Genomic DNA, 22,252 nt, shown 5'->3' on the forward strand with positions numbered 1-22,252 from the left:
TTATGAGGGTAAATGACGAAGCCTGTTTTCAGGCTGGCAGAATAATGTGGGAGCTGGCTTGCCTGCGATAGCGGTGTATCAGTCAACAGGTGGGTTGCTGACCCACCGATATCGCAGGCAAGCCAGCTCCCACAGGGGAGCGAGCCTGAGGTTAGTTGCTGATGGCGAGGATGCTTGCCTGGTACGAGCCGACAAACACGTCGAAATCGCCCACTTCGTTCTGCTCCAGCTCCGCCTGTTGCGCCAGCGATACGCGGGCCAGTTCTTCAAAGCGCGCTTGTTCGTCAGCCGCCAAAGGCTCCTTGCGAAAGTACTCGGCATGCACTTCGCTTTGACGCAGGGAGAACTGCGCAAAGCTTTCCTTGCGCTCAGCCATGGCTGCCAACACCTGGGCCGAGGGCGTCAGGGACGGGTCCTTGACCTTGGCCAACTGGGCGTCCAGTGCCTCGCTGTGTTCGGTGATGCCATGGCTCTGATCGAGCAGGGCGGCCAGCGGGGCAATCTTCTCCAGCAACTCGGCCGCCCACTCCTTCATGTCCACCGGCTGGCCGTCACGCTGCAATTGCAGGCCCGGACGGCGGCCTTCCTTGACCACGCTGAGGAAGTTGGAGCTGGCGTTGCCGCACTCGTTGTTGGCGAACAGCGGGCTGTCGTTCAGTGCGCAGTACAGCAGGAACGCGTCGAGGAAACGTGATTCCGGCAGGTCGATACCCATCGGCAAGAACGGGTTGATGTCCAGGCAGCGCACTTCGATGTACTGGATGCCGCGGGCCATCAACGCCTGGATCGGCCGCTCGCCAGTGTAGGTCACGCGCTTGGGACGGATGTTGGAGTAGTACTCGTTTTCGATCTGCAGGATGTTGGTGTTCAGCTGAACCCACTCGCCATCCTTGTGCGTGCCGACTTCAACGTACGGCGCGTAGGGCGTTGCTACCGCTTCGCGCAGGCTATCGGTGTAGCTGGCCAAATCGTTGTAGCACGGCGTCAGGCCGGCCTGGGCGTTGCTCTGGTAACCCAGGTCGCTCATGCGCAGGCTGGTGGCGTAGGGCAGGTACAGAGTGTCGGCGTCGAGGACTTCAAGCTGGTGCGAGCGCCCGCGTAAGAAGCCGGCGTCCAGGGCGGGCGAGGCACCGAACAGGTACATCAACAGCCAACTGTAGCGTCGGAAATTACGGATCAGCGCGATGTAGGCCGTGGACTGATAGTCACGGTCGGTGCCGACAAACCCTTCTGTTTCCTTGAGCAACGGCCACAACGCTTCCGGGAGGGAAAAGTTGTAGTGGATGCCTGCGATGCACTGCATGGTCTTGCCGTAACGCAGGGCCAGGCCCTTGCGGTACACGTACTTGAGCTGACCGATATTGGAGGTGCCGTAGTAGGCAATCGGTATATCTTCCTCGGCCGGCAACGGGCACGGCATCGAGGGGCTCCAGAGGTATTCGCTGCCCAGCTTGGTGTAGGCAAAGCGATGGATCTTGTCCAGGCTGCTCAGGGTCTCGGCCGGGTTGGGCAGGGCTGGGGTGATGAACTCCAGCAGCGATTCCGAGTAGTCGGTGGTGATCTGTTCATTGGTCAACGCGGCGCCCAATGCTTCGGGGTGTGGCGTTTGTGCCAGGCGACCCTCACTGGTGACGCGCAGGCATTCGCGCTCGATGCCGTGCAAGCACTGCTCTAGCAGGGAGAGGTGTTCGCGCTTGCCGAGCAGGGCCAGGCGGCGGTTGAGAAGTTCGCTCAAGTTGGATTCCTTCACGCGTCAGTCGCCCCAATATGGGGGTGGGCAGGACGGTCTACAAGGGTGAAGTGGAAACTGGCGTGATCGCCTGGTTTTGAGTCGATTTGACCCGCTCTGAATTTGCCGACTTCACTCCATGAATTGGGCTACAGCGCAGCGAGAAAATTCCGACGCTGTTATCGCAGCGCCGAAATTAACTCAAATCGGGGGTGGGGAGCTATAGGACAGCGAACGTGCCCTGTGCTTTTGCGACAAGTCTTTCGCCTTGGTACACGTCGGCCTCGACCACCAGGGTGCGGCGACCAGTGTGGATTACTCGGCTGGTGCACAACACCTCACCGTCTTCCACGGCGCGGATATAGTTGATCTTGCATTCGATGGTGGCGCTCTGCTGGTCAAAACCATGAGCGCTGGAACACGCCAGGCCCATGGTGATGTCCACCAGGCTGAAAATCGCCCCGCCATGGAGCTTGCCCGCGCGGTTGCGCAGGTGCGGCTCCAGGGTCAGGGCCACCTCGGCAACGCCCTCTTCCAGGCGTTGCAGGCGGCAGCCGATCAGTTCGCTGAAGGCGCTCTGGGTCAAACCGGCCGGAATCTCCATCAGCGTTTCTTCAGCTGTTTAGCGTTGGCAAACAGCGACGCCATGGCGTTGTTGCTCGGCGCGGCAGTCGCGGTTTCCTTGCGCGGCGCGTTGTTCTGCGACTGGCGTGGCGCCGAACCTGGGCGTGCGCCACGGGCACCGTCGATTTTCTCGCCGGGGGTGTCGCTCATGCGCATCGACAGGCCCACGCGTTTACGCGGGATGTCCACTTCCATGACCTTGACCTTAACCACGTCACCAGCTTTCACCGCTTCACGTGGGTCCTTGATGAACTTCTCCGAAAGCGCGGAGATATGCACCAAACCGTCCTGATGCACGCCGATGTCCACGAATGCGCCGAAGTTGGTCACGTTAGTCACCACGCCTTCGAGGATCATGCCCGGTTGCAGGTCCTTGAGGTCTTCGACGCCGTCCTGGAACTCGGCGGTCTTGAACTCCGGGCGCGGGTCGCGACCCGGTTTCTCCAGTTCTTGCAGGATATCGGTGATAGTCGGCACACCGAAGGTCTCGTCGGTGTACTTCTTGGGGTCCAGGCGCTTGAGGAACGCGGCATCACCGATCAACGAACGGATATCGCGGTCGGTCTCGGCGGCAATGCGTTGCACCAACGGGTAGGCTTCCGGGTGAACCGCAGAGGCGTCCAGCGGGTTGTCGCCGTTCATTACGCGTAGGAAACCAGCAGCCTGTTCAAAGGTTTTTTCACCCAGGCGTGCGACCTTTTTCAGCGCAGCACGGGTTTTGAACGCGCCGTTTTCGTCGCGGTGACTGACGATGTTCTGCGCCAGGGTGGCGTTGAGGCCGGAGATCCGCGCCAGCAGGGCCACGGATGCGGTATTCACATCCACGCCCACGGCGTTTACGCAGTCTTCCACCACCGCATCCAGGCCGCGTGCCAGTTTGAGCTGTGACACGTCGTGCTGGTACTGGCCGACGCCGATGGATTTAGGGTCGATCTTCACCAGTTCGGCCAGCGGGTCTTGCAGGCGACGGGCGATGGACACCGCGCCACGGATCGACACATCGAGGTCCGGGAATTCCTTGGAGGCCAGCTCCGACGCCGAGTACACCGAAGCGCCTGCTTCGGAGACCATGACCTTGGTCATCTTCATGGCTGGGTATTTTTTGATCAGCTCGGCGGCCAGCTTGTCGGTTTCGCGGCTGGCGGTGCCGTTGCCGATGGCGATCAGGTCCACCGCGTGCTTGGCGCACAGGGCGGCGAGGATCGCCAGGGTCTGGTCCCACTTGTTGTGCGGAACGTGCGGGTACACCGTGGCGTGGTCCAGCAGTTTGCCGGTGGCGTCGACCACCGCGACCTTGCAACCGGTGCGCAGGCCCGGGTCGAGGCCCAGGGTGGCACGCGGGCCGGCTGGTGCTGCCAACAGCAGGTCGTGCAGGTTGTGGGCGAACACGTTGATTGCCTCGGTTTCGGCGCCGTCGCGCAGCTCGCCGAGCAGGTCGGTTTCCAGGTGGGTGTAGAGCTTGACCTTCCAGGTCCAGCGCACCACTTCGCCGAGCCATTTGTCTGCCGGGCGGTTCTGGTTCTGGATGCCGAATTGTTGACCAATCATGCCTTCGCACGGGTGCATGGTGCCCGGCAGCTCGTCACCGACTTTCAACGCGGAGCTGAGAATGCCTTCGTTGCGGCCGCGGAAAATCGCCAGGGCGCGGTGGGACGGCATGCTTTTGAGCGGCTCGTCGTGTTCGAAGTAGTCGCGGAACTTGGCGCCTTCTTCCTCTTTGCCGGCGATGACGCGGGCGCTGAGGATGGCTTCTTGCTTGAGGTAGGTACGCAGTTTTTCCAGGAGGCTGGCGTTTTCGGCGAAGCGCTCCATCAGGATGTACTTGGCCCCTTCGAGGGCGGCCTTGACGTCGGCGACGCCTTTTTCAGCGTCGATGAAGCGCGTGGCTTCAGTTTCTGGCGTCAGCGACGGGTCGTTGAACAGGCCATCGGCCAAATCACCCAGGCCGGCTTCCAGGGCGATCTGGCCCTTTGTACGACGTTTCTGTTTGTATGGCAGGTAAAGGTCTTCGAGGCGGGTCTTGGTGTCGGCGAGCTTGATGTCGCGTTCCAGTTGAGGGGTCAACTTGCCCTGTTCCTCGATGCTGGCGAGGATGCTGATACGCCGTTCGTCGAGTTCTCGCAGGTAGCGCAGGCGCTCTTCCAGGTGCCGCAATTGGGTGTCGTCGAGGCTGCCGGTCACTTCTTTTCGGTAACGGGCGATGAAAGGCACCGTGGAGCCTTCATCCAGTAGAGCGACGGCCGCTTCGACCTGTTGTGGGCGTACGCCGAGTTCCTCGGCGATGCGGCTGTTGATGCTGTCCATAAAACCACCTGAAATTCTTAAAATCAGCACGCAGGCCCGTAGAAAAAGGCCGGCGAGGCTGGTTGAGCGGCCCGACTGGCGCCGCTGCCTGGGTCAAGAGGCTGGCTATTGACCCTCGAAATCGAAAAATTCACGACAAGCGGGTAAAAAAAGCCCGGCAGTAAACGGTAACGATCTGACGTTGCCCTGCACGCAGGCGCCGCATTATAACCAGCGTTCTGCCCTTCGGGGGTACTGCGCCGCAGGTTGCAGGGCGCGGGTTCGCTGGCAGTAGATGAAAAATCTGCTAACAATGCACACGGTGCGTATAACGGCAGCTACGCCATAATGCGCGCCGAGATAAGAGGAGCATCCAATGAGCAGCACCGCACAAACTGCTGAAGGCGAAAAAATTCTCATCGTTGATGACGATCCGGGGCTGAGCAGCCTGCTGGAGCGTTTTTTCAACTCCAAGGGCTATCGGGCCCGGGCGGTGCCGAACACCGAGCAGATGGATCGCCTGTTAGGGCGTGAAGTCTTCAACCTGGTCGTACTCGACCTGATGCTGCCCGGCGAAGACGGCCTTACTGCCTGTAAACGCCTGCGCGGTGCGAACAACCAGATCCCGATCATCATGCTCACCGCCAAGGGCGATGAACTGAGCCGTATCAAGGGCCTGGAACTGGGTGCTGATGACTATCTGGCCAAGCCTTTCAACCCCGATGAGCTGATGGCGCGGGTCAAGGCCGTATTGCGTCGCCAGGCACCGGCGGTACCGGGCGCACCGGGCAGCGAAGACGAAAGCGTCACCTTTGGCGACTACGAACTGTCGCTGGCCACCCGTGAGCTCAAGCGCGGTGAAGAAGTGCACATGCTCACCACCGGTGAATTCGCAGTGCTCAAGGCCTTGGTGATGAACGCTCGCCAGCCGCTGACCCGTGACAAGCTGATGAACCTGGCCCGTGGCCGGGAATGGGACGCACTGGAGCGCTCCATCGACGTGCAGATTTCCCGACTGCGCCGGATGATCGAGCCGGACCCTTCCAAGCCGCGGTATATCCAGACGGTATGGGGTGTGGGTTATGTGTTCGTGCCGGATGGCACCGCAACCAAGTGACCGATGATTTGCAGGGGCGGGTATCCTGGCGTTTGACTCCATGAGGGTCGACGGGATGCCCGGCGTCTGCAATTCTGCGAGCACCGCTCGTTCCTGCAAGGTGTGCAGCTTTCATCTATGAAAACCCCGCTGTGGTTCCCACAAAGTTTCTTCTCCCGCACCCTCTGGCTGGTGCTTATTGTCGTTCTGTTTTCCAAGGCACTTACGCTGGTTTATCTGCTGATGAACGAAGACGTGCTGGTAGACCGGCAGTACAGCCATGGCGTCGCCCTGACGTTGCGTGGTTATTGGGCGGTAGACCCTGAGAACCGCGAAAAGGTAGCCAAGGCATCGACCCTGACTCGGGTTGACGGCGCCGGTGTGCCTGAAGGCGAACAACATTGGCCTTACAGCGAAATTTACCAGCGCCAGATGCAGGCCGAATTGGGCGCCGACACCGAAGTGCGCCTGCGTATGCATGTTTCGCCTGCGTTGTGGGTGCGAGCGCCCAGCCTGGGGGATGCGTGGATCAAGGTTCCGCTTTATCCGCACCCGCTGCGCGGGCAAAAAATCTGGAACGTGTTGGGTTGGTTCCTGGCCATTGGCTTGCTCTCAACGGCGTCTGCGTGGATTTTCGTCCGCCAGCTCAACCAACCCCTCAAACGCCTGGTGTTTGCCGCTCGCCAACTGGGCCAGGGGCGCAGTGTGCGCCTGCCGGTCAGCGACACCCCTAGTGAGATGACGGAGGTGTACGGCGCCTTCAACCAGATGGCGGAAGATGTCGAACAGGCCGGACGCGAGCGCGAGTTGATGCTGGCGGGCGTGTCCCATGACTTGCGCACACCCTTGACGCGATTGCGTTTGTCCCTGGAACTGATGGGTGACCATACCGACCTCACCGATGACATGGTGCGCGACATCGAAGACATGGACGCCATCCTGGACCAGTTCCTGGCGTTCATCCGCGACGGGCGGGATGAGGTGGTCGAGGAGGTCGACCTCACCGACCTCGTGCGTGAGGTGGTTGCGCCCTATAACCAGAACGGTGAGCAGGTGCGCACGCGCCTGGAGCCGATCCAGCCGTTCGCCTTACGCCGGGTGTCGATGAAGCGCCTGCTGAACAACCTGATCGGCAACGCCTTGCACCATGCCGGTTCCGATGTAGAAGTGGCGGCGTACGTTTCTGGCGACAGTGCCGCCCCTTACGTGGTGCTGAGCGTGATGGACCGTGGCACAGGAATCGATCCGGCGGAACTGGAAGGTATCTTCAACCCCTTCACCCGTGGCGACCGAGCCCGAGGTGGCAAGGGCACCGGGTTGGGGTTGGCTATTGTGCGGCGGATTGCGTCGATGCATGGCGGCAATGTTGAGTTGCGCAACCGGGAAGGCGGTGGGTTGGAAGCACGAGTGCGGCTGCCGCTGGGGTTGATGTTGCCTAGAGACGCTGTCTAACAAGCAATATGAATGCAAATGTGGGAGCTGGCTTGCCTGCAATGAGGACGGCACATTCAACATCGTTGTTGACTGAGCTACCGCTATCGCAGCATAGGTATTTACACAATTTTGTACGTTGTAGCAGCCGACGGTAACTACGATGCGAAGCGAGTCGCTCTTGATCTTGATCTGCTTTTGATCTTAGGCGCCCCGTTAAACCACGCTGGCGGATTACGGGCACACCGAGCCTAGGCGAGGTGCCGAGTGGTGGGGCAAGAGCGCTTTGCTTACTTTCGCGCTTTTCGAAAGTGAGCCGCCGTCAGGGCGGAACCCTAAGTGGCCTTTACCTAAATAACGGATATGTACGCGGTCAAATCCAACATCCCCGTCGGCTGTCAGGCCGTCTTCGCAGCGATGCGGCGACCCAACAAGCCAGCTCCCACAATTAGATCGCGGGGCGTCAGGTAGATAGGCGTCGGCTGTCAGGTCGCGGGAGCAAGCTCCCTCGCCACAGGGTCAGTGTGTAGATACCTATGCTGCGATGAGGGCGGCACATTCAACATCGTTGTTGACTGAGCTACCGCTATCGCAGGCAAGCCAGCTCCCACAGGTGTTTTGTGATGGGTGGTAGGTGGGGGTATTCAGCCCTTGCCCTTGGTCCGAGTCATATTCGGCCCGCCGTTCTTCTCCAGATGCTGAATGATGATCCCCGCCACATCCTTACCGGTGGTGGTCTCGATCCCTTCCAGGCCTGGCGATGAGTTCACTTCCATCACCAGCGGGCCATGGTTGGAGCGCAGGATGTCCACACCCGCCACACTCAGCCCCATCACCTTGGCCGCCCGTAGCGCGGTCATGCGTTCTTCCGGGGTGATCTTGATCAGGCTGGCGCTGCCGCCACGGTGCAGGTTGGAGCGGAACTCACCGGGCTTGGCCTGGCGCTTCATGGCCGCAATCACCTTGTCGCCCACCACGAAGCAGCGAATGTCCGCGCCGCCAGCTTCCTTGATGTATTCCTGCACCATGATGTTCTGCTTGAGGCCCATGAACGCCTCGATCACCGACTCCGCTGCCGTTGCTGTTTCACACAGCACCACGCCGATGCCCTGGGTACCTTCCAGCACCTTGATCACCAGCGGTGCGCCGTTGACCATCTCGATCAGGTCGGGAATGTCATCCGGGGAGTGGGCAAAACCGGTGACCGGCAGGCCGATGCCCCGGCGCGACAGCAGTTGCAGGGAGCGCAGCTTGTCCCGCGAGCGCGCAATGGCCACGGATTCATTCAGCGGAAACACGCCCATCATTTCAAACTGGCGCAGTACCGCGCAGCCATAGAACGTCACCGAAGCGCCGATACGCGGGATCACCGCATCAAAGCCTTCCAGGGGTTTGCCCCGGTAGTGGATCTGCGGCTTGTGGCTGGCAATGTTCATGTAGGCACGCAACGTGTCGATCACCACCATTTCATGGCCACGTTCAGTGCCGGCCTCGACCAGGCGGCGGGTGGAATACAGACGCGGGTTTCGCGACAGCACAGCAATCTTCATGCAGCACCTGGGGCAGAAATAGTGGAGACCGGGAACACCGGCTTGTCTTGAACGTACTTGAGGCCCGGATTGACCACCAACTGGCCGTCAATCAGCGCCTTGGAGCCCAGCAGCAGGCGGTAACGCATGGCTTTGCGACAGGCGAGGGTGAACTCTACCCGCCATACCCGATCACCCAAGGCCAGGGTGGTGCTGATCACGTAGCGCACCTGTGCATGGCCGTTGGAGCTCTTGATGGTTTTCATCGTCACCAGGGGCGCTTCACAGCGCCGGTGACGCAATTGCACCACGCTGCCCAGGTGCGCGGTAAATCGCACCCACTTTTCACCGTCGCGCTCAAAGGGCTCGATATCGGTGGCGTGCAGGCTTGAGGTGCTGGCGCCGGTGTCGATCTTCGCGCGCAGGCCCGCCACTCCCAAGTCGGGAAGTGCCACCCACTCACGCAGACCTACAACGGTCAAATGGTCAAATGTCTTCAATAGGGTTAACCGGTCAATTTGCCCAGGCTTGAGGAGATACCTCAGCCAACGCTTTGAATGCAGGCTTGGCGAACCAGAAACCCTGCATCAGAAATATTCCGCAGTCGGATAGGAAGTCGCGCTCGCCGGCACTTTCGATGCCTTCGGCGATGACAGTAACCCCCAACTGCTCACAGATTGTGACAATCCCCCGGACGATCACCTGACGGACACGATCCTGGTCGACATCGCGAATCAGCGCCATGTCGAGCTTGATCAAATCAGGTTGGAAATCGGCCAGCAGGTTCAGCCCCGAATAGCCCGCACCGAAGTCGTCGATGGCGGTCTTGAAGCCGAATTCGCGGTATTCACGCAGAATATTCGTCAAATGGCGATAGTTATCTACATGCTCGCTTTCCAGGGTCTCGAAAATCAGCCGGTCCAGTGGGAAATTGTGCGCCCGGGCGGCCTCCAGAGTGCTGCGGATACACAGCTCCGGGCGATATACGGCATTGGGCATGAAGTTGATGGAAAGGTGAGTCTGCATACCCAGGGCGGCGGCACCGGCGATGGCCTTGGTCCGGCAGCGCTGGTCGAAGCGGTAGCGATTGGTTTCGTTGACCTGAGCCAGCACCGACAGCGCGCCTTCTCCCTGGGTGCCGCGTACCAAGGCTTCGTGGGCGAAAATAGAATGATCGCGCAGGTCTACGATAGGCTGGTAGGCGAACGCAAAATCGAACCCCAGCGGCTCGCTTTGCTGGCAACCCACGCACCGCTGGTTGGGCGAGGTGAGTGAAATAGGAAAGTCGGTCACAGCGTATCCTCGCGAAAACAGGGTGCTACCTGGCGTATCTTAGGTGAGCCTTGGGGTTTATGCGTCGAAGGGTTTCAACGGTAAAGTTGCGACATTTTTCAGAGCGAGGAATTCAAGTGGCTCAAAAGCAGGAAGAGCAAGAGAAGGTCCGGTTGGACAAGTGGTTGTGGGCAGCCCGGTTCTACAAGACCCGCGCCCTGGCCAAGGCGGCTATAGAGAGCGGCAAGGTGCACCATCGCGGCGAGCGCTGCAAACCGGGCAAGGAACCACGCGTCGGTGACGAGTATCAGATTCGTACAGGTTTTGATGAAAAAACCATCGTGGTGCAGGCACTTTCCATCGTACGCCGCGGCGCGCCTGAAGCGCAGGCGCTGTATGCGGAAACCGAAGCCAGTATCGCCAAGCGTGAGAACGCTGCGGCCATGCGCAAGGCGGGTGCTTCAGGCTTGACCACCGATGGCAAGCCGAGCAAGAAGCAGCGCCGCGATCTATTCAAGTTTCGCGGCAGCGGCAATGACGATTGATTGCACGAATCGCCTATGCAAACTCGATCAAAAGTGGGAGCAAGCAAGCCCGCTCCCACTTTTAGCCCTGAGGAGTTACGCAGTTGTGCGCATCACACTCAACCGCCCAATAACGGGCAACTTGCTCAGTAGCCCGAAAAGCGGCGCCGTCATGCGCAACAAGGCGCCCGACACCTTCACCGCAAACGGCGTGTAATATCCCCAGCCCAACGCCAGCAGCGCCAGCAGTACGCCACCGATGTAGTCGTCCTGTCCCCAATGCGCGCCCGCGACCAGCCGCGGCATCATGAACAGCAGCGCCAGGCCCCAGATCACCAGCACCTGGCCGATGCGCTTGGCAAATACGGTCATGAACATCCCCCAGATCAACAGCACCGAAGCGTGGTCGCCGGGGAAGCTCTGGCTCGAACGGTCTTTCAATTCCCAGGTTTTCTCCAGCCCTGGGAAAAAGTCGCTCATTTGAATCGCGCCGCTGATGACCATCGACGGGCTACTGTGCTGCCAGCCCATGTGCGCCGCGAGTTTGGAGAACAGCATGCGGATAAACAGCAACAGCAGCAGGATGCCAAGGAAGCCAAAAAACGCCTGGCGCACCTGCACGGCCTTGAACACCCAGTCGCCGCGAATCAGCAGTGCCAGCAAGATCACGCCGACCACTGCATCAAACGGCCGCAGGCTGGCCACGGCCCATACATGCAACCAGGTCGAGTTTGTGGCCAATGGGCCATTGAGCAGGTGAAACAGCCACTCGTCGAAAATTACACAGAGCATTTGGCCCGTGGGCCACAGCCAAAAACACAGCAGCCCGATAGCGAGTAGATTGCAAAGAGCCCATCGCCGGAGGTTCCAGTTGGCTTGGAACAAACCCGGATTGTTCATAAACTGTCCCTCATCGCTCTATTGTGCTCCTTGAATTCAGGAGAAGTCGCACCAAGATGGTGCTAAAGCGTTTAATTTTATAAACCTTGTAATCATTTTGTCATCACTTCAGATACCCAGACCTATGACTGATCTACCGGATACCGACTTCACCCAACGCTTCATCTTCGATGAGAGCGATGCCCGCGGCGAGATGGTTTCGTTGGAGCTCAGCTATGCCGAAGTCCTTGCCAAACACGCCTATCCGGAGCCGGTCGCGCAATTGCTCGGCGAGTTGATGGCCGCCGCGGCGCTGCTGGTGGGCACCATGAAGTTCGACGGTTTGCTGATCTTGCAGGCGCGTTCCGAAGGGCCGGTGCCCATGTTGATGATCGAGTGCTCGAGCGAGCGCGAGATCCGTGGCCTAGCTCGTTATGACGCTGAGCAGATTGCTGCAGACGCTACCCTGGCCGACCTGATGCCCAACGGCGTCCTGGCACTGACTGTCGACCCGACCGAAGGCCAGCGCTACCAGGGTATTGTCGACCTCGACGGCCAGACCCTGTCGGAATGCTTCACCAACTACTTCGTCATGTCCCAGCAAGTGGGCACCAAGTTCTGGCTTAACGCCGACGGCAAGCGCGCTCGCGGTTTGCTGGTGCAACAACTGCCGGCCGATCGCATCAAGGATGAGGATGACCGTGCCGAAAGCTGGCGGCATATCATCGCCCTGGCCGACACCTTGAAGGCCGAAGAACTGCTGGGCCTGGACAACGAAACCATCCTGCACCGCCTCTACCACGAAGAAGCCGTGCGCCTGTTCGACGCACAAGGCCTGCGCTTCAATTGCAGCTGCTCGCGCGAGCGTTCCGGCAACGCGCTGGTCAGTCTGGGCCTGGAAGATGCGCAAAATCTGGTGGTGGAACACGGCGGCCATATCGAGATCGACTGCCAGTTCTGCAACCAGCGCTACCTGTTCGATGCGGCTGATGTAGCGCAATTGTTCGCTGGCGCAGGCAGCGACACCCCTTCCGACACCCGCCACTAAAACGTTTAAGCACAGGTAAATCACCTGACAAACGCCGGATTAGAGGTGTTCTGACGGGAGGGCCCTACTCTTTTTGGGCTTTTCTGGCATAATCCGGCCCACTTTTTTCGCGGTAGTAGTGCGCAACTTTCTACTACAAAACGTTTGGAGCACTCGGCCATAGGCCGACGGGGAACCTCATGACGCAAGCCAATAACGCCGTATACACCGATCTGAGTGTTGACGATCTGGTCAAAGAAGCCCTGCAGCGCGGTGAAGGCGTGCTTGCCGATACTGGCGCGCTGGTCGTAGAAACCGGTCATCGCACCGGTCGTTCGCCGGTTGACCGTTTCATCGTTGAAGAGCCTTCCACCCAGGACGCCATTGCCTGGGGCCCGATCAACCGCAAGTTCCCGGCCGACAAGTTCGATGCTCTGTGGGCTCGCGTCGAGGCCTTCAACAACGCGCAAGAGCATTTCGTTTCCCATGTTCACGTAGGGGCTGCAGAAGACCACTACCTGGCCGTGAAAATGACCACCCAGACTGCCTGGCAGAACCTGTTCGGTCGTTGCCTGTTCATCAACCCGGCCCAGTACAACCCGGCCGGTCGTGACGAGTGGCAAGTGCTCAACGTGGCCAACTTCGAGTGCGTGCCAGAGCGTGACGGCACCAACTCCGACGGTTGCGTGATCCTCAACTTCGCCCAGAAAAAAGTACTGATTGCCGGCATGCGTTACGCCGGTGAAATGAAAAAAGCCATGTTCTCGGTGCAGAACTTCCTGCTGCCGGCTGCTGACGTGCTGCCAATGCACTGCGCCGCCAACATTGGCGAAGCAGGCGACGTGACCCTGTTCTTTGGTCTGTCCGGCACTGGCAAGACCACCCTGTCGGCCGACGAAAGCCGTTACCTGATCGGTGACGACGAGCACGGCTGGGGCGAAGGCGTGGTGTTCAACATCGAAGGCGGTTGCTATGCCAAGTGCATCGACCTGTCCGAGAAGAACGAGCCCGTTATCTGGAAAGCCATCAAGCATGGCGCGGTGCTGGAAAACGTCGTGATCGACGAGGCCAAGCACGCCGACTACGCCGACGTCAGCCTGACCCAGAACAGCCGTGCCGCCTACCCGCTGGAGCACGTTGCCAAGCGTTCCGAAAAGAACCTGGGCGGCGAGCCAAACGCGGTGATCTTCCTGACTTGCGACCTGACCGGCGTACTGCCGCCTGTGTCGATCCTCAGCGAAGAACAAGCGGCCTACCACTTCCTGTCCGGCTACACCGCTCTGGTGGGCTCGACCGAAATGGGTTCGGGCAGCGGCATCAAGTCGACGTTCTCCACCTGCTTCGGCGCACCGTTCTTCCCGCGCCCGGCCGGCGAATACGCAGAGCTTCTGATCAAGCGCATCCGTGGTTTCGGCTCCAAGGTCTACCTGGTCAACACCGGCTGGACCGGCGGCGGCTACGGCGTCGGCAAACGCTTCAACATCCCGACCACTCGCGGCGTGATTGCAGCGATCCAGAGCGGCGCGTTGATCGGTGCGCAAACCGAACACCTGGACACCATCAACCTCGACGTGCCATTGGCCGTACCGGGCGTTGAAACCGGCCTGTTGAACCCACGCAACACCTGGGCTGACAAGGCTGCCTACGACGAAGCGGCGAAGGCGCTGGCTGGCCTGTTCATCGAAAACTTCAAGAAGTTTGAAGTCAGCGATGCGATCAAGGCGGCGGGTCCTAAGTTGTAAGATTCGCTGGTTGTAAAAAAGCCGCCTCTTAAGCAGGCGGCTTTTTTATGGGCGAACGATTAGTCGGCGATGTGCAGTACCACTGCACCGACCAGCACCAGCACGACGCCTGCCACCTGCACCGCTGACAATCGTTCCTTGAAAAACACAAACCCCAGGATCGCCGCAATCCCTCCCGACAGCGTACTGATCACCGTCACCACCGACACCGAGCCGGCCATTGCGCCCCACGAAAACGCCGAGAACCCGCCGAGGTTCATCAAGCTCGCACCGGTCAACGTCGCGCAGTTTTTCAGTGGCGGGATCTTCAGGCCATCCTTGATCTTCAGCACCATCACCACCAGCACGCACAGGCCCACGAGGTAACCCAGCCACAACATGCTGATCGGCCCCAACGCCGGCAGTGTGTAGCGGCCTTGCAGCCAGAAACTGGTGCCGTACAAGGTTGCGGCGAACATGGCGTAGGCAATCGACAGGCGCGGGTTGTTGTGGGGCGTACCGTTGTCCTTGTGGATGCTGGACAGCACAACGCCGATCACGCACAAAGCGATGCAGCCCAGTTGTACCAGGCTGATGTGCTCACCGCTGGCCCAGGAGAGCAGGGTGGTCACCACTCCATAGGACGTCACCAGCGGCGCGACGATGGCTGCTTTGCCCAAGGCAAAGGCTTTGGACAGCGCAAGGGCGCCGGACACCGTCAGCAGAGCGGCGGCGACGCCCAGGAGCCAAACGCTTAACGGTGCATCAAGGGATTTGAAAAGGAAGGCCGGGAAAATGACCAGCAGGAAGGTCATGATCAAAAAACCGAGAGCTTGGCCGAAATACACTGCGCGTTTAACGCCAACGGCGCGGGCGTTGAGGCCCACCAGAAAGTCCGTGCCGCCCCAGAGCAGGGCGGCCAGCAGGCCCATTGTTACGTCCATGTAAGGTCCTTGTTTGTATACCGATCGCCAGCTTGGCGCAGTCCCAATGTGGGAGCGGGCTTGCTCGCGAATGCAATGTATCTGTAACGTAAATATTGGCTGACACGCCGCATTCGCGAGCAAGCCCGCTCCCACATTTTGTGCTCAGTGTTGCTCAGGTCAGCTAAGGTTTTCCAGCGTTTGCGTGTCCCAGCTATGGGTCTTGATCGCCAGGTAGAGCATGCCGATGGTCAACGGGATCTTGTCGCCACGGCCTTTGGCGCGACGCTTCAGGAACACGTCGAACACCGGCGGCTGGAAGTAACGATAAGCGTCGTAGTCGCTTAGGTCGACCCGGAAATCCTGTTCCAGCGCCTCCATGAATTGCTTGGCCTCAACGCCATCGCAAGCAAGGTCGAAGTTGAGCGAGGTTTGCAGGCTAATGGTCTTGTGTTTCGGCAGACCGATTTCTTCATGCAGCAATTGCAGGAGTTGCTGCATGACAGGGTCTTCGGGGAGGTTGGGGGCCAGGTTCATGGTTGGGGTGCGTAGGAGTGGGTGAGGAGGCTTTTTACGTTGCAGGCGGTATTTGTTTCGCGTGATGAAGAGAGCCAAGCCTATCAAAAACAAGGCCAGGGGAAGAAGTTGAATGTTCAGGACAATGGCGATGCAGGGTAGCCAGAACAACAGAAGCAGTCCCGTTACGATGAAGGTAACGGCGAAACGCGTTCTTAACGTGCAGTCAGTGATTTTGTAATACAGCAGCAGATGGAGAGCGAATAATAGCGCTGTTTGTAGGTAAAGCCATTGACTAAAACTCATCTGGAGTACACATGCATTGAGACGCTTGAGCGCTGCGGGCCTATGCCACCGCTGACCTGAGCATCCAGGCCAATGACGATGTCTGCGCTGTGAAAGTTGCGGATCCTGCGATAAATCAAGTTGATAGGAGGTTATTTTCAGTCGGCTACGCGTAACTGGTATAGAGGGTTGAACGGGTATTTGAAGCAGTTTGGGAAACGGACGACGTGACGTTTGGCGGTGTCTTACAAAAGCCTCCGGCATTTATGGCTTGCAACGATGTAATGGGTAAAGCTGATCAATTGTAGGAGCGAGCTTGCTCGCGAAAAACTCAGGGGCGCCGCGTTTTTTCTGATTTACCGCGTCATCGTTGGCGATTTTCGCGAGCAAGCTCGCTCCTACACAGGTGTTGCTTAGACTTGCGCTTGTTCAGGTTGCAGCTGAACGTGTTGCGCGGCTTCCAACAAATCACAGCCGTCCTGAACGAGCAGGTACAGCGCATTAATGATGTGGGAAATGTCTTTGAGGTCGGCGTGGTCGAAGGTCAGGCAGGAGAAGGTTTCCAGTAAGTCGCTGGCAGCGCGGATACGCTGGTGGGCGGCCGATTGGATATCTTCAGCTTTGGCTGCAGTGTCTATGACAAGAGGGTGGGTGGCGGTGAAGTTGGTGCGTAGCTGACGATAGCGGTCCATCGTTTCAGGTATTTGCATTTGAACGTACTCGGTTTGCTGTTAGGTAACCGACATCACCGTGGCCAAACGGTGGGTGGCGGACTGTGCGCGGGTTGGCCAGCCGGAAACAGCAATCCGACACGTCCGAAGACGTCCCACACACAGCCGCCATAGCAGTGCGTTACGAGACGATAGACGCTCGCAAGGCAAGTAATGGCACTTATGTGTGCTGTTTTCAGGTGACCAAACCCGGTCGCTGAATTGGCAGCGACGAGCCGAACCTTAAAAGTGAGTTTGTTCTCGAGCAATAAACAGATAGTTTAGTCGTTCGAAGTTCGATCAAGCACTCAGAGGCCTACCGATACACCGCTCAAAAATCGCTTCCAATCCCCGATAGTCACACGCCACCGCGTCAATATTCGCGGGTATCCAGGCCGCATGTTTTACCAGCCACCAATTCACCGAAAACCCCGCATTCACGATGATCTGTTCAAACAGGATCCGCTGCGCCCGTCCATTCCCCTCGCGGAAGGGGTGAATGACGTTCAGGTCGCCATAAGCTTCAGCGATTTGGCGCACAAGATCAGCCTGAGTCGCACCGACATACCAATTGGCGTCTTGCATATGCCGGACGATTTTCGCCGCTTCTGGTGGAATACGCTCCGGGGTGCAAAACAGCGTGTCGCCTTTCTGGATGTTGACGCTGCGCAGTTCGCCGGCCCAGTCATAAATGTCACCGAACAGTATGCGGTGAATGTGTTGCAGGCGATCAAGGTCGTAGGGCGGCGGAAAGAGTGGAAGGTTGCCTATGGCGATTTCGGATAATTCCCGCTCGGCCTGGTGCAGGCGTGCTTCATCGAGTAAATCGAGGCGGTTGCGCAGGATGCTGCTACTGGGATAGCAGTACGGGTCCTGGCCCACCCCGTATTTGTCGAGCATCAGCGTGAGGTGTTGCGGTACTTGGCAAGGACGGCTTCGCGTGTCGGCAGGGGTTTGTCGACGTCGGTCGGTTGGGTATCGAACCCTTCCAGGCGCAGGCTGGCCAGGTAATTGGAACGGCGGATCTTGTGATAGTGATCCTGTTTTTGCTCAAACGTCAGTTCGCTCATCGCTGCGTCCTCTTGGAAAGCAAGGCTTGATTGTAGCGCAATGCGTAGCTCGGTAGGCGGGATAAAAACCCCGTCACAATCTGTATAAAAAATCTGCCAGCGAGCTCATTTCAGCGTATGTTTCACCGCAAAATCTTGTAGGGCGATTCCGCCCACTACTTAAAGGGAGTTAAGCATGGGTTTGCTGCGTGTCGCCTCGGCGATGTCTTTGTGTGCGGTGGCGTTTTCTGTCCAGGCCGAGCAGTTGCCGATTGAGGTGCTGAGCGCGGTGGTCAAGGACCAGAAAATCGCCGATGCCGAAGTTTTGCTGCAACGTAACGGCGCACAGAACGTGGTGGGCCGTACCAACGCGCAAGGCCAGGTCACGCTGACCAGTGAGGCGGCTGACGATGCCAGCAACCTGCTGATCATCAAGAAGCCTGGCTATTCCAACCTGGTGGTGAAGTGCCCGTGCAAGGGCATGACCTATGCCATCAGCCCGGTGATGGAAAACCTCGACGGCCTGCGTGTGGTGTTGACCTGGGGCAAGGCTCCGCGCGACCTCGACTCCCATATGATCTTCCCCGGCAATAACATCTTCTTCAACAATAAAAAGGGCACCGACGCCGAACTGGACGTGGATGACACTGACAGCTATGGCCCGGAAACCATCACCCTGCAGAAAAAGCATTACGGCGAAAGCTACGTCTATGCCGTGCACGACTATTCCAACAGTGGCTCTCCCACCTCCAGCGAGTTGTCCAACAGTGAGGCCAAGGTGTTCGTGTATATGGGGCAATCCCTGGTACGCACCTACTATGTGCCGCAGAACCGCACCGGCAACCTGTGGACCGTATTCCGCATGACCGGCAGTGGTGACTTCCAGGACATCAACACCTTCACCGGCGTGAGAGTCGGCGCCGAAGATGTGCTCAACGAGGTCAAGCCGTTGCTGGATGACAGCGTGGCCGTCACCGCCGTGACGGTGAGCTCGTCGGTACAGGCCGATGCGAAAAAGCTGAACCTCAAGGGCGAAGCGGCCTACCAGGCCGGTAACCTGGACCAGTCCATCGACTTCTTCCGTCAAGCCATCGAGCTGGATAACAGCTTCGGCAAGGCTTACGGCAACCTGGGCCTGGCGTATCAGAAAGCCGGCAATACTGCGGAGTCGATCTGGGCCAACCGCAAGGCTATCGCCCTGGCCACCGGTACCAATGCCGCGACCGTGCGTGCCGGTGCCTACTACAACATTGCACGCATCTATGAAGCGGCCGGCCAGTTCCCGGATGCGTTGCGTCATTACCAGTTGGCCAAAGAGCAAAAGGCCAACCCGGTGTATGACACGGCGATTGAGCGGGTGCAGAACCGCTGATTCAGCTGTAGCTCGGTTGTGAAATGTGGGGGAGGGCCCGCCAGCTCCCACATTTTTGTCTGCTACGTCCTGCTACTTTCTCGGAAAATTCCCACTTCGGCCCTGGGCCATCCCTCCCCCTGTGTATCATCCTGTCTCTTTTTTCCTTGCGACCTTTCTCGATTCGCCGAACTTACTGGGCTACGTTTTTAAGCCACGTTCAGCGGTCAATGGAGTGACAGCCTTATGCACGACACCCTCCAGCAGGTCTTTGGTTACCCACACTTTCGCTTGGGCCAGGAAGAGACGGTCAGCGCCGTGCTGGCTGGGCGTTCTGCCGCCGCCATTTTCCCTACGGGGTCGGGCAAATCCTTGTGCTATCAGCTGTCGGCCGTGTTGCTGCCGCACCTCACGCTGGTGGTATCGCCGTTGCTGGCATTGATGCAGGACCAGTTGGGTTTCCTGCAGCGCCATGGCATTTCGGCGGGCAGTATCGATTCGGCCCAGAGCCGTGATGAAGCCAATGATGTCATGGCCCGTGCGCGATCGGGCGAGCTCAAGATCCTGATGATTTCCGTGGAGCGTTTGAAGAACGAGCGTTTCCGTAATTTCCTGAACAGCGTGCAGATCTCGTTGCTGGTGGTGGACGAGGCGCACTGTATTTCCGAATGGGGCCACAACTTCCGCCCGGATTATTTGAAACTGCCGGACTACCAGCGCCAGTTCAACATCCCGCAGGCGCTATTGCTGACGGCCACGGCCACACCCAAGGTGATCGCCGACATGCAGGCCAAGTTCGCCATTGCTGCCGAGGATGTGGTGACCACGGGCTTCTATCGCTCCAACCTCAACCTGCTGGTGGAACCGGTCAGCGGCCACGACAAACGCCGCAGGCTGGTGGAGTGGATGAAAGCGCGGGCCAACCAGCCGAGTATCGTCTACGTCACCTTGCAGAAAACCGCCGAGCAGATTGCCGAGCATTTGAACCGCCACGGCATTCAGGCCGAGGCTTATCACGCGGGGTTACCCCACGAAAAGCGCGAAGGCATCCAGCAGCGTTTCATGGGCGGGCGTTCCAATTGCATTGTCGCAACCATCGCGTTTGGCATGGGCATCGACAAGAGTGACATCCGCAATGTCGTGCACTTCGACTTGCCCAAGTCCATCGAGAACTACAGCCAGGAGATCGGCCGCGCCGGGCGTGACGGGCAGCCGTCGGATTGCCTGGTGTTGGCCAACCGCGACAGCCTCAATGTGCTGGAAAACTTTGTGTACGGTGACACGCCGGAGCAGGAAGGCATTCGTCGTGTGCTGGAGGAGTTGCAGGCCGCGCGTAGCGAAGGGCAGTGGGAGTTCTTGCTCAGGTCGCTGTCGGACCACAGCAATATTCGCGAGCTGCCGCTCAAGACGCTCCTGGTGCAATTGGAGCTCAAGGGCGTGATCGCACCGCGCTATGCGTTTTATGCGGAATACCGGTTCAAATACCTGATCGAGCCCGAGGCCTTGCTGGCGCGCTTTTCTGGCGAACGGCAGCAGTTTGTCGCGGCGATCATCCAGGTATGCAAGCGCGCTAAAACCTGGGCGACGGTGGATTTCGACGCGCTTTATCAACAGCACAATGCCGAACGTAGCCGGGTGGTGAAGGCGCTGGATTATTTTCAGGAGCAGGGCCTGATCGAGCTCGAAAGCAAGCAGATGACTGAGGTCTACAGTTTGCTCGACACCGATTTTGACCCGCAGGCGCTAAGCGCCGAGTTATACACAGGCTTCAAGCAGCATGAGGTGACGGAGGTCGCGCGGATCCACACTATGCTCGACCTGTTCGCCACTGAGCACTGCCTGGGGCAACGCCTGGCGCGCTACTTTGGTGATGAAAATGCGCCCCAGCGTTGCGGGCATTGTTCGGTGTGCTACGGCCAGGTTGCCCATCTGCCGGCACCGCCGAGCCTGCCGTCGCTTGTGGATAAAAACTTCATGGGGCTGTGCGGTGATTTTATCCACAGGCATCATGAGTACACGGGGCACTTGCCGAATGCGGAGCGTTTGACGCGTTTTCTTGGCGGTATCAGCGTACCGTTGTTTACCAAGTTGAAGGCGCGGGGCATTCCCGGTTTTGCTGCGCTGGAAGACTATCCCTACGCCGAGGTGCGCGACTGGGCCCATGCTCAATTGGATCAACTTTGACGAGACTTGCCGATGCCTGACTCAACGCCTGTGCGCGACGATTACCGCCACTTCCAGCCGATCACCACGCGTTGGCACGACAACGATGCCTACGGCCATGTGAATAACGTCACCTACTACAGCTTCTTCGACACCGCCGTTAATACCTACCTGATCGAACAGGGCGGGCTGGATATTCATGACGGTGAGGTGGTGGGGTTTGTGGTGAGTTCGGCCTGCGATTACTTCGCCTCGATTGCTTTCCCTGAGCGCATTGAAATCGGCCTGCGGGTAGGCAAGCTGGGCAATAGCTCGGTGCAGTATGAACTGGCGGTATTCAAGGCGGGTGAGCAGGAGGCGTGTGCGGCGGGGCGCTTTGTCCATGTGTTTGTGGACCGAGCGTCGAACCAGCCAGTGCCGATTCCGGGGATGTTGCGCGAGGCGATGCAGCGCTTGGTGGTTTGAGGCACCTACAAGCAACCCAGACCAAATGTGGGAGCCGGGCTTGCCCGCGATGGCGCAGTATCAGGCAATACCTCTAAACCTGATTCACTGCTATCGCGGGCAAGCCCGGCTCCCACACTGGATGTGTTCGTCAGAGCACGTATTGATCAGTCGCGATAACGATGCTTGTTCTTGCGATGCCCATAGGCATGGCCGCGGCCTGGGTGGCCATCGCGGTAGTAGCGACGATCGTCACGGTCGCGATCGCGGTAATGGCGGCTATCGCGATCACTTTCGTTACCCATGTAGTTGCCCAGCGCGCCGCCCGCGCCACCGCCGGCTGCTGAGCCGACCAATGCACCGGTACTGCCGCCGACGCTGCGACCCAAGACGTTGCCGCCGGCTGCGCCCAGTGCGCCACCGATGGCGGCTTCACCACGGCTACGCTTGTCTGCGCCGACCGCGCTACCGCCAGCGCCGCCCAGGGCCGCGCCAATGGTCGAACCGGTATTGCCGCCCAACTGCTGGCCGACAACGGAACCTAGAACCCCACCCAATGCGCCGCCTACACCGGCTTCGGTGGTGCCGCCAGCCATGGCTGCGCCACTGACCAGGCCAAGGGACAACAAGAGAATCGAGGAGAACTTCATTCAGGGAAACCTCAAGGGATGACGGCGCGATCCTGAGGTTGTATCG

The 22,252-nt window shown here is 59.1% G+C and carries 21 protein-coding genes; 8 read left to right on the forward strand and 13 right to left on the reverse strand.

What is annotated here, in order from left to right; genetic code table 11:
• Positions 1-151: 151 nt before the first annotated feature.
• From gshA to TX24_RS00740, 3 genes are all read right to left on the reverse strand, one after another.
• Positions 152-1,735, reverse strand: coding sequence for a glutamate--cysteine ligase (gene gshA, locus TX24_RS00730; RefSeq protein ID WP_057709540.1), 1,584 nt, complete (start codon positions 1,733-1,735; stop codon positions 152-154).
• Positions 1,736-1,949: 214 nt separating this feature from the next.
• Positions 1,950-2,333 carry a PaaI family thioesterase gene (locus tag TX24_RS00735; protein ID WP_057709541.1) on the reverse strand — a complete coding sequence of 128 codons (384 nt, stop codon included), beginning with the start codon at positions 2,331-2,333 and terminating at the stop codon, positions 1,950-1,952.
• Positions 2,333-4,657, reverse strand: coding sequence for a Tex family protein (locus TX24_RS00740; RefSeq protein ID WP_003187667.1), 2,325 nt, complete (start codon positions 4,655-4,657; stop codon positions 2,333-2,335). Before TX24_RS00740 ends, TX24_RS00735 begins: the two co-directional genes overlap by 1 nt.
• Positions 4,658-5,012: 355 nt before the next feature.
• Between TX24_RS00740 and ompR the strand changes: the two genes are divergently transcribed.
• Entirely contained in the window at positions 5,013-5,753 is a 741-nt protein-coding gene (gene ompR / locus TX24_RS00745) for an osmolarity response regulator transcription factor OmpR (protein ID WP_003187669.1), read from the forward strand.
• A gap of 117 nt (positions 5,754-5,870) precedes the next feature.
• Entirely contained in the window at positions 5,871-7,184 is a 1,314-nt protein-coding gene (locus TX24_RS00750) for an ATP-binding protein (protein ID WP_003187671.1), read from the forward strand.
• Between the two features lie 623 nt (positions 7,185-7,807).
• On the opposite strand, the gene rimK is transcribed toward TX24_RS00750, so the two are convergent.
• Genes rimK through rimA form a run of 3 tightly spaced genes read right to left on the reverse strand, consistent with a single transcriptional unit; the run spans position 7,808 to position 9,985 of the window.
• Positions 7,808-8,713 carry a 30S ribosomal protein S6--L-glutamate ligase gene (gene rimK, locus TX24_RS00755; protein ID WP_003187674.1) on the reverse strand — a complete coding sequence of 302 codons (906 nt, stop codon included), beginning with the start codon at positions 8,711-8,713 and terminating at the stop codon, positions 7,808-7,810.
• On the reverse strand, positions 8,710-9,192 hold the full coding sequence (gene rimB / locus TX24_RS00760; RefSeq protein WP_003187676.1) for a retropepsin-like aspartic endopeptidase RimB: 483 nt from the start codon (positions 9,190-9,192) through the stop codon (positions 8,710-8,712). Before rimB ends, rimK begins: the two co-directional genes overlap by 4 nt.
• 13 nt (positions 9,193-9,205) lie before the next feature.
• The gene (gene rimA / locus TX24_RS00765; protein ID WP_003187678.1) at positions 9,206-9,985 is read right to left on the reverse strand and encodes a S6 modification regulatory phosphodiesterase RimA; all 780 of its coding nucleotides are present in this window, start codon (positions 9,983-9,985) and stop codon (positions 9,206-9,208) included.
• Between the two features lie 116 nt (positions 9,986-10,101).
• Here rimA and TX24_RS00770 point away from each other — a divergent pair, with 116 nt between their 5' ends.
• A complete protein-coding gene (locus TX24_RS00770; RefSeq protein ID WP_047712342.1) occupies positions 10,102-10,509 on the forward strand; it encodes an RNA-binding S4 domain-containing protein in 408 nt (135 codons plus the stop codon).
• A gap of 75 nt (positions 10,510-10,584) precedes the next feature.
• Here TX24_RS00770 and TX24_RS00775 read toward each other — a convergent pair whose 3' ends face one another.
• The gene (locus TX24_RS00775; protein ID WP_057709542.1) at positions 10,585-11,388 is read right to left on the reverse strand and encodes a phosphatase PAP2 family protein; all 804 of its coding nucleotides are present in this window, start codon (positions 11,386-11,388) and stop codon (positions 10,585-10,587) included.
• Positions 11,389-11,512: 124 nt separating this feature from the next.
• Here TX24_RS00775 and hslO point away from each other — a divergent pair, with 124 nt between their 5' ends.
• Positions 11,513-12,415, forward strand: coding sequence for an Hsp33 family molecular chaperone HslO (hslO, locus tag TX24_RS00780; RefSeq protein WP_003187686.1), 903 nt, complete (start codon positions 11,513-11,515; stop codon positions 12,413-12,415).
• 179 nt (positions 12,416-12,594) lie between these two features.
• A complete protein-coding gene (locus TX24_RS00785) occupies positions 12,595-14,136 on the forward strand; it encodes a phosphoenolpyruvate carboxykinase (RefSeq protein WP_003187687.1) in 1,542 nt (513 codons plus the stop codon).
• 59 nt (positions 14,137-14,195) lie between these two features.
• Here the strand turns inward: TX24_RS00785 and TX24_RS00790 are convergent, their stop codons facing one another.
• From TX24_RS00790 to TX24_RS30175, 5 genes are all read right to left on the reverse strand, one after another.
• Positions 14,196-15,059, reverse strand: a complete 864-nt coding sequence (locus TX24_RS00790) for an EamA family transporter (protein WP_241666046.1) — start codon at positions 15,057-15,059, stop codon at positions 14,196-14,198.
• A 159-nt stretch (positions 15,060-15,218) separates the two neighbouring features.
• Positions 15,219-15,575: a DUF1493 family protein gene (locus tag TX24_RS00795; protein ID WP_057709544.1), complete on the reverse strand. Its 357-nt coding sequence runs from the start codon at positions 15,573-15,575 to the stop codon at positions 15,219-15,221.
• A gap of 677 nt (positions 15,576-16,252) precedes the next feature.
• Positions 16,253-16,549 (reverse strand): hypothetical protein, encoded by a 297-nt coding sequence (locus tag TX24_RS00800; RefSeq protein WP_034134657.1) that lies wholly within the window; start codon positions 16,547-16,549, stop codon positions 16,253-16,255.
• 300 nt (positions 16,550-16,849) lie between these two features.
• Entirely contained in the window at positions 16,850-17,449 is a 600-nt protein-coding gene (locus TX24_RS00805) for a putative adenosine monophosphate-protein transferase Fic (RefSeq protein WP_034134658.1), read from the reverse strand.
• Positions 17,449-17,619, reverse strand: coding sequence for a YhfG family protein (locus tag TX24_RS30175; RefSeq protein WP_003187692.1), 171 nt, complete (start codon positions 17,617-17,619; stop codon positions 17,449-17,451). Before TX24_RS30175 ends, TX24_RS00805 begins: the two co-directional genes overlap by 1 nt.
• A gap of 175 nt (positions 17,620-17,794) precedes the next feature.
• Here TX24_RS30175 and TX24_RS00810 point away from each other — a divergent pair, with 175 nt between their 5' ends.
• The 3 genes from TX24_RS00810 to TX24_RS00820 all read left to right on the forward strand — a co-directional run bounded on the left by TX24_RS00810 (position 17,795) and on the right by TX24_RS00820 (position 21,577).
• Positions 17,795-18,970 (forward strand): tetratricopeptide repeat protein, encoded by a 1,176-nt coding sequence (locus tag TX24_RS00810; protein ID WP_057709545.1) that lies wholly within the window; start codon positions 17,795-17,797, stop codon positions 18,968-18,970.
• 225 nt (positions 18,971-19,195) lie between these two features.
• A complete protein-coding gene (locus TX24_RS00815) occupies positions 19,196-21,133 on the forward strand; it encodes a RecQ family ATP-dependent DNA helicase (RefSeq protein WP_003187695.1) in 1,938 nt (645 codons plus the stop codon).
• A 12-nt stretch (positions 21,134-21,145) separates the two neighbouring features.
• The gene (locus TX24_RS00820) at positions 21,146-21,577 is read left to right on the forward strand and encodes an acyl-CoA thioesterase (RefSeq protein WP_032894109.1); all 432 of its coding nucleotides are present in this window, start codon (positions 21,146-21,148) and stop codon (positions 21,575-21,577) included.
• Between the two features lie 146 nt (positions 21,578-21,723).
• Here the strand turns inward: TX24_RS00820 and TX24_RS00825 are convergent, their stop codons facing one another.
• Positions 21,724-22,206 (reverse strand): glycine zipper domain-containing protein, encoded by a 483-nt coding sequence (locus tag TX24_RS00825; protein WP_003187699.1) that lies wholly within the window; start codon positions 22,204-22,206, stop codon positions 21,724-21,726.
• Positions 22,207-22,252 lie beyond the last annotated feature (46 nt).

Source organism: Pseudomonas lactis, assembly GCF_001439845.1.
In the GTDB taxonomy this organism is placed as follows: domain Bacteria; phylum Pseudomonadota; class Gammaproteobacteria; order Pseudomonadales; family Pseudomonadaceae; genus Aquipseudomonas; species Aquipseudomonas lactis.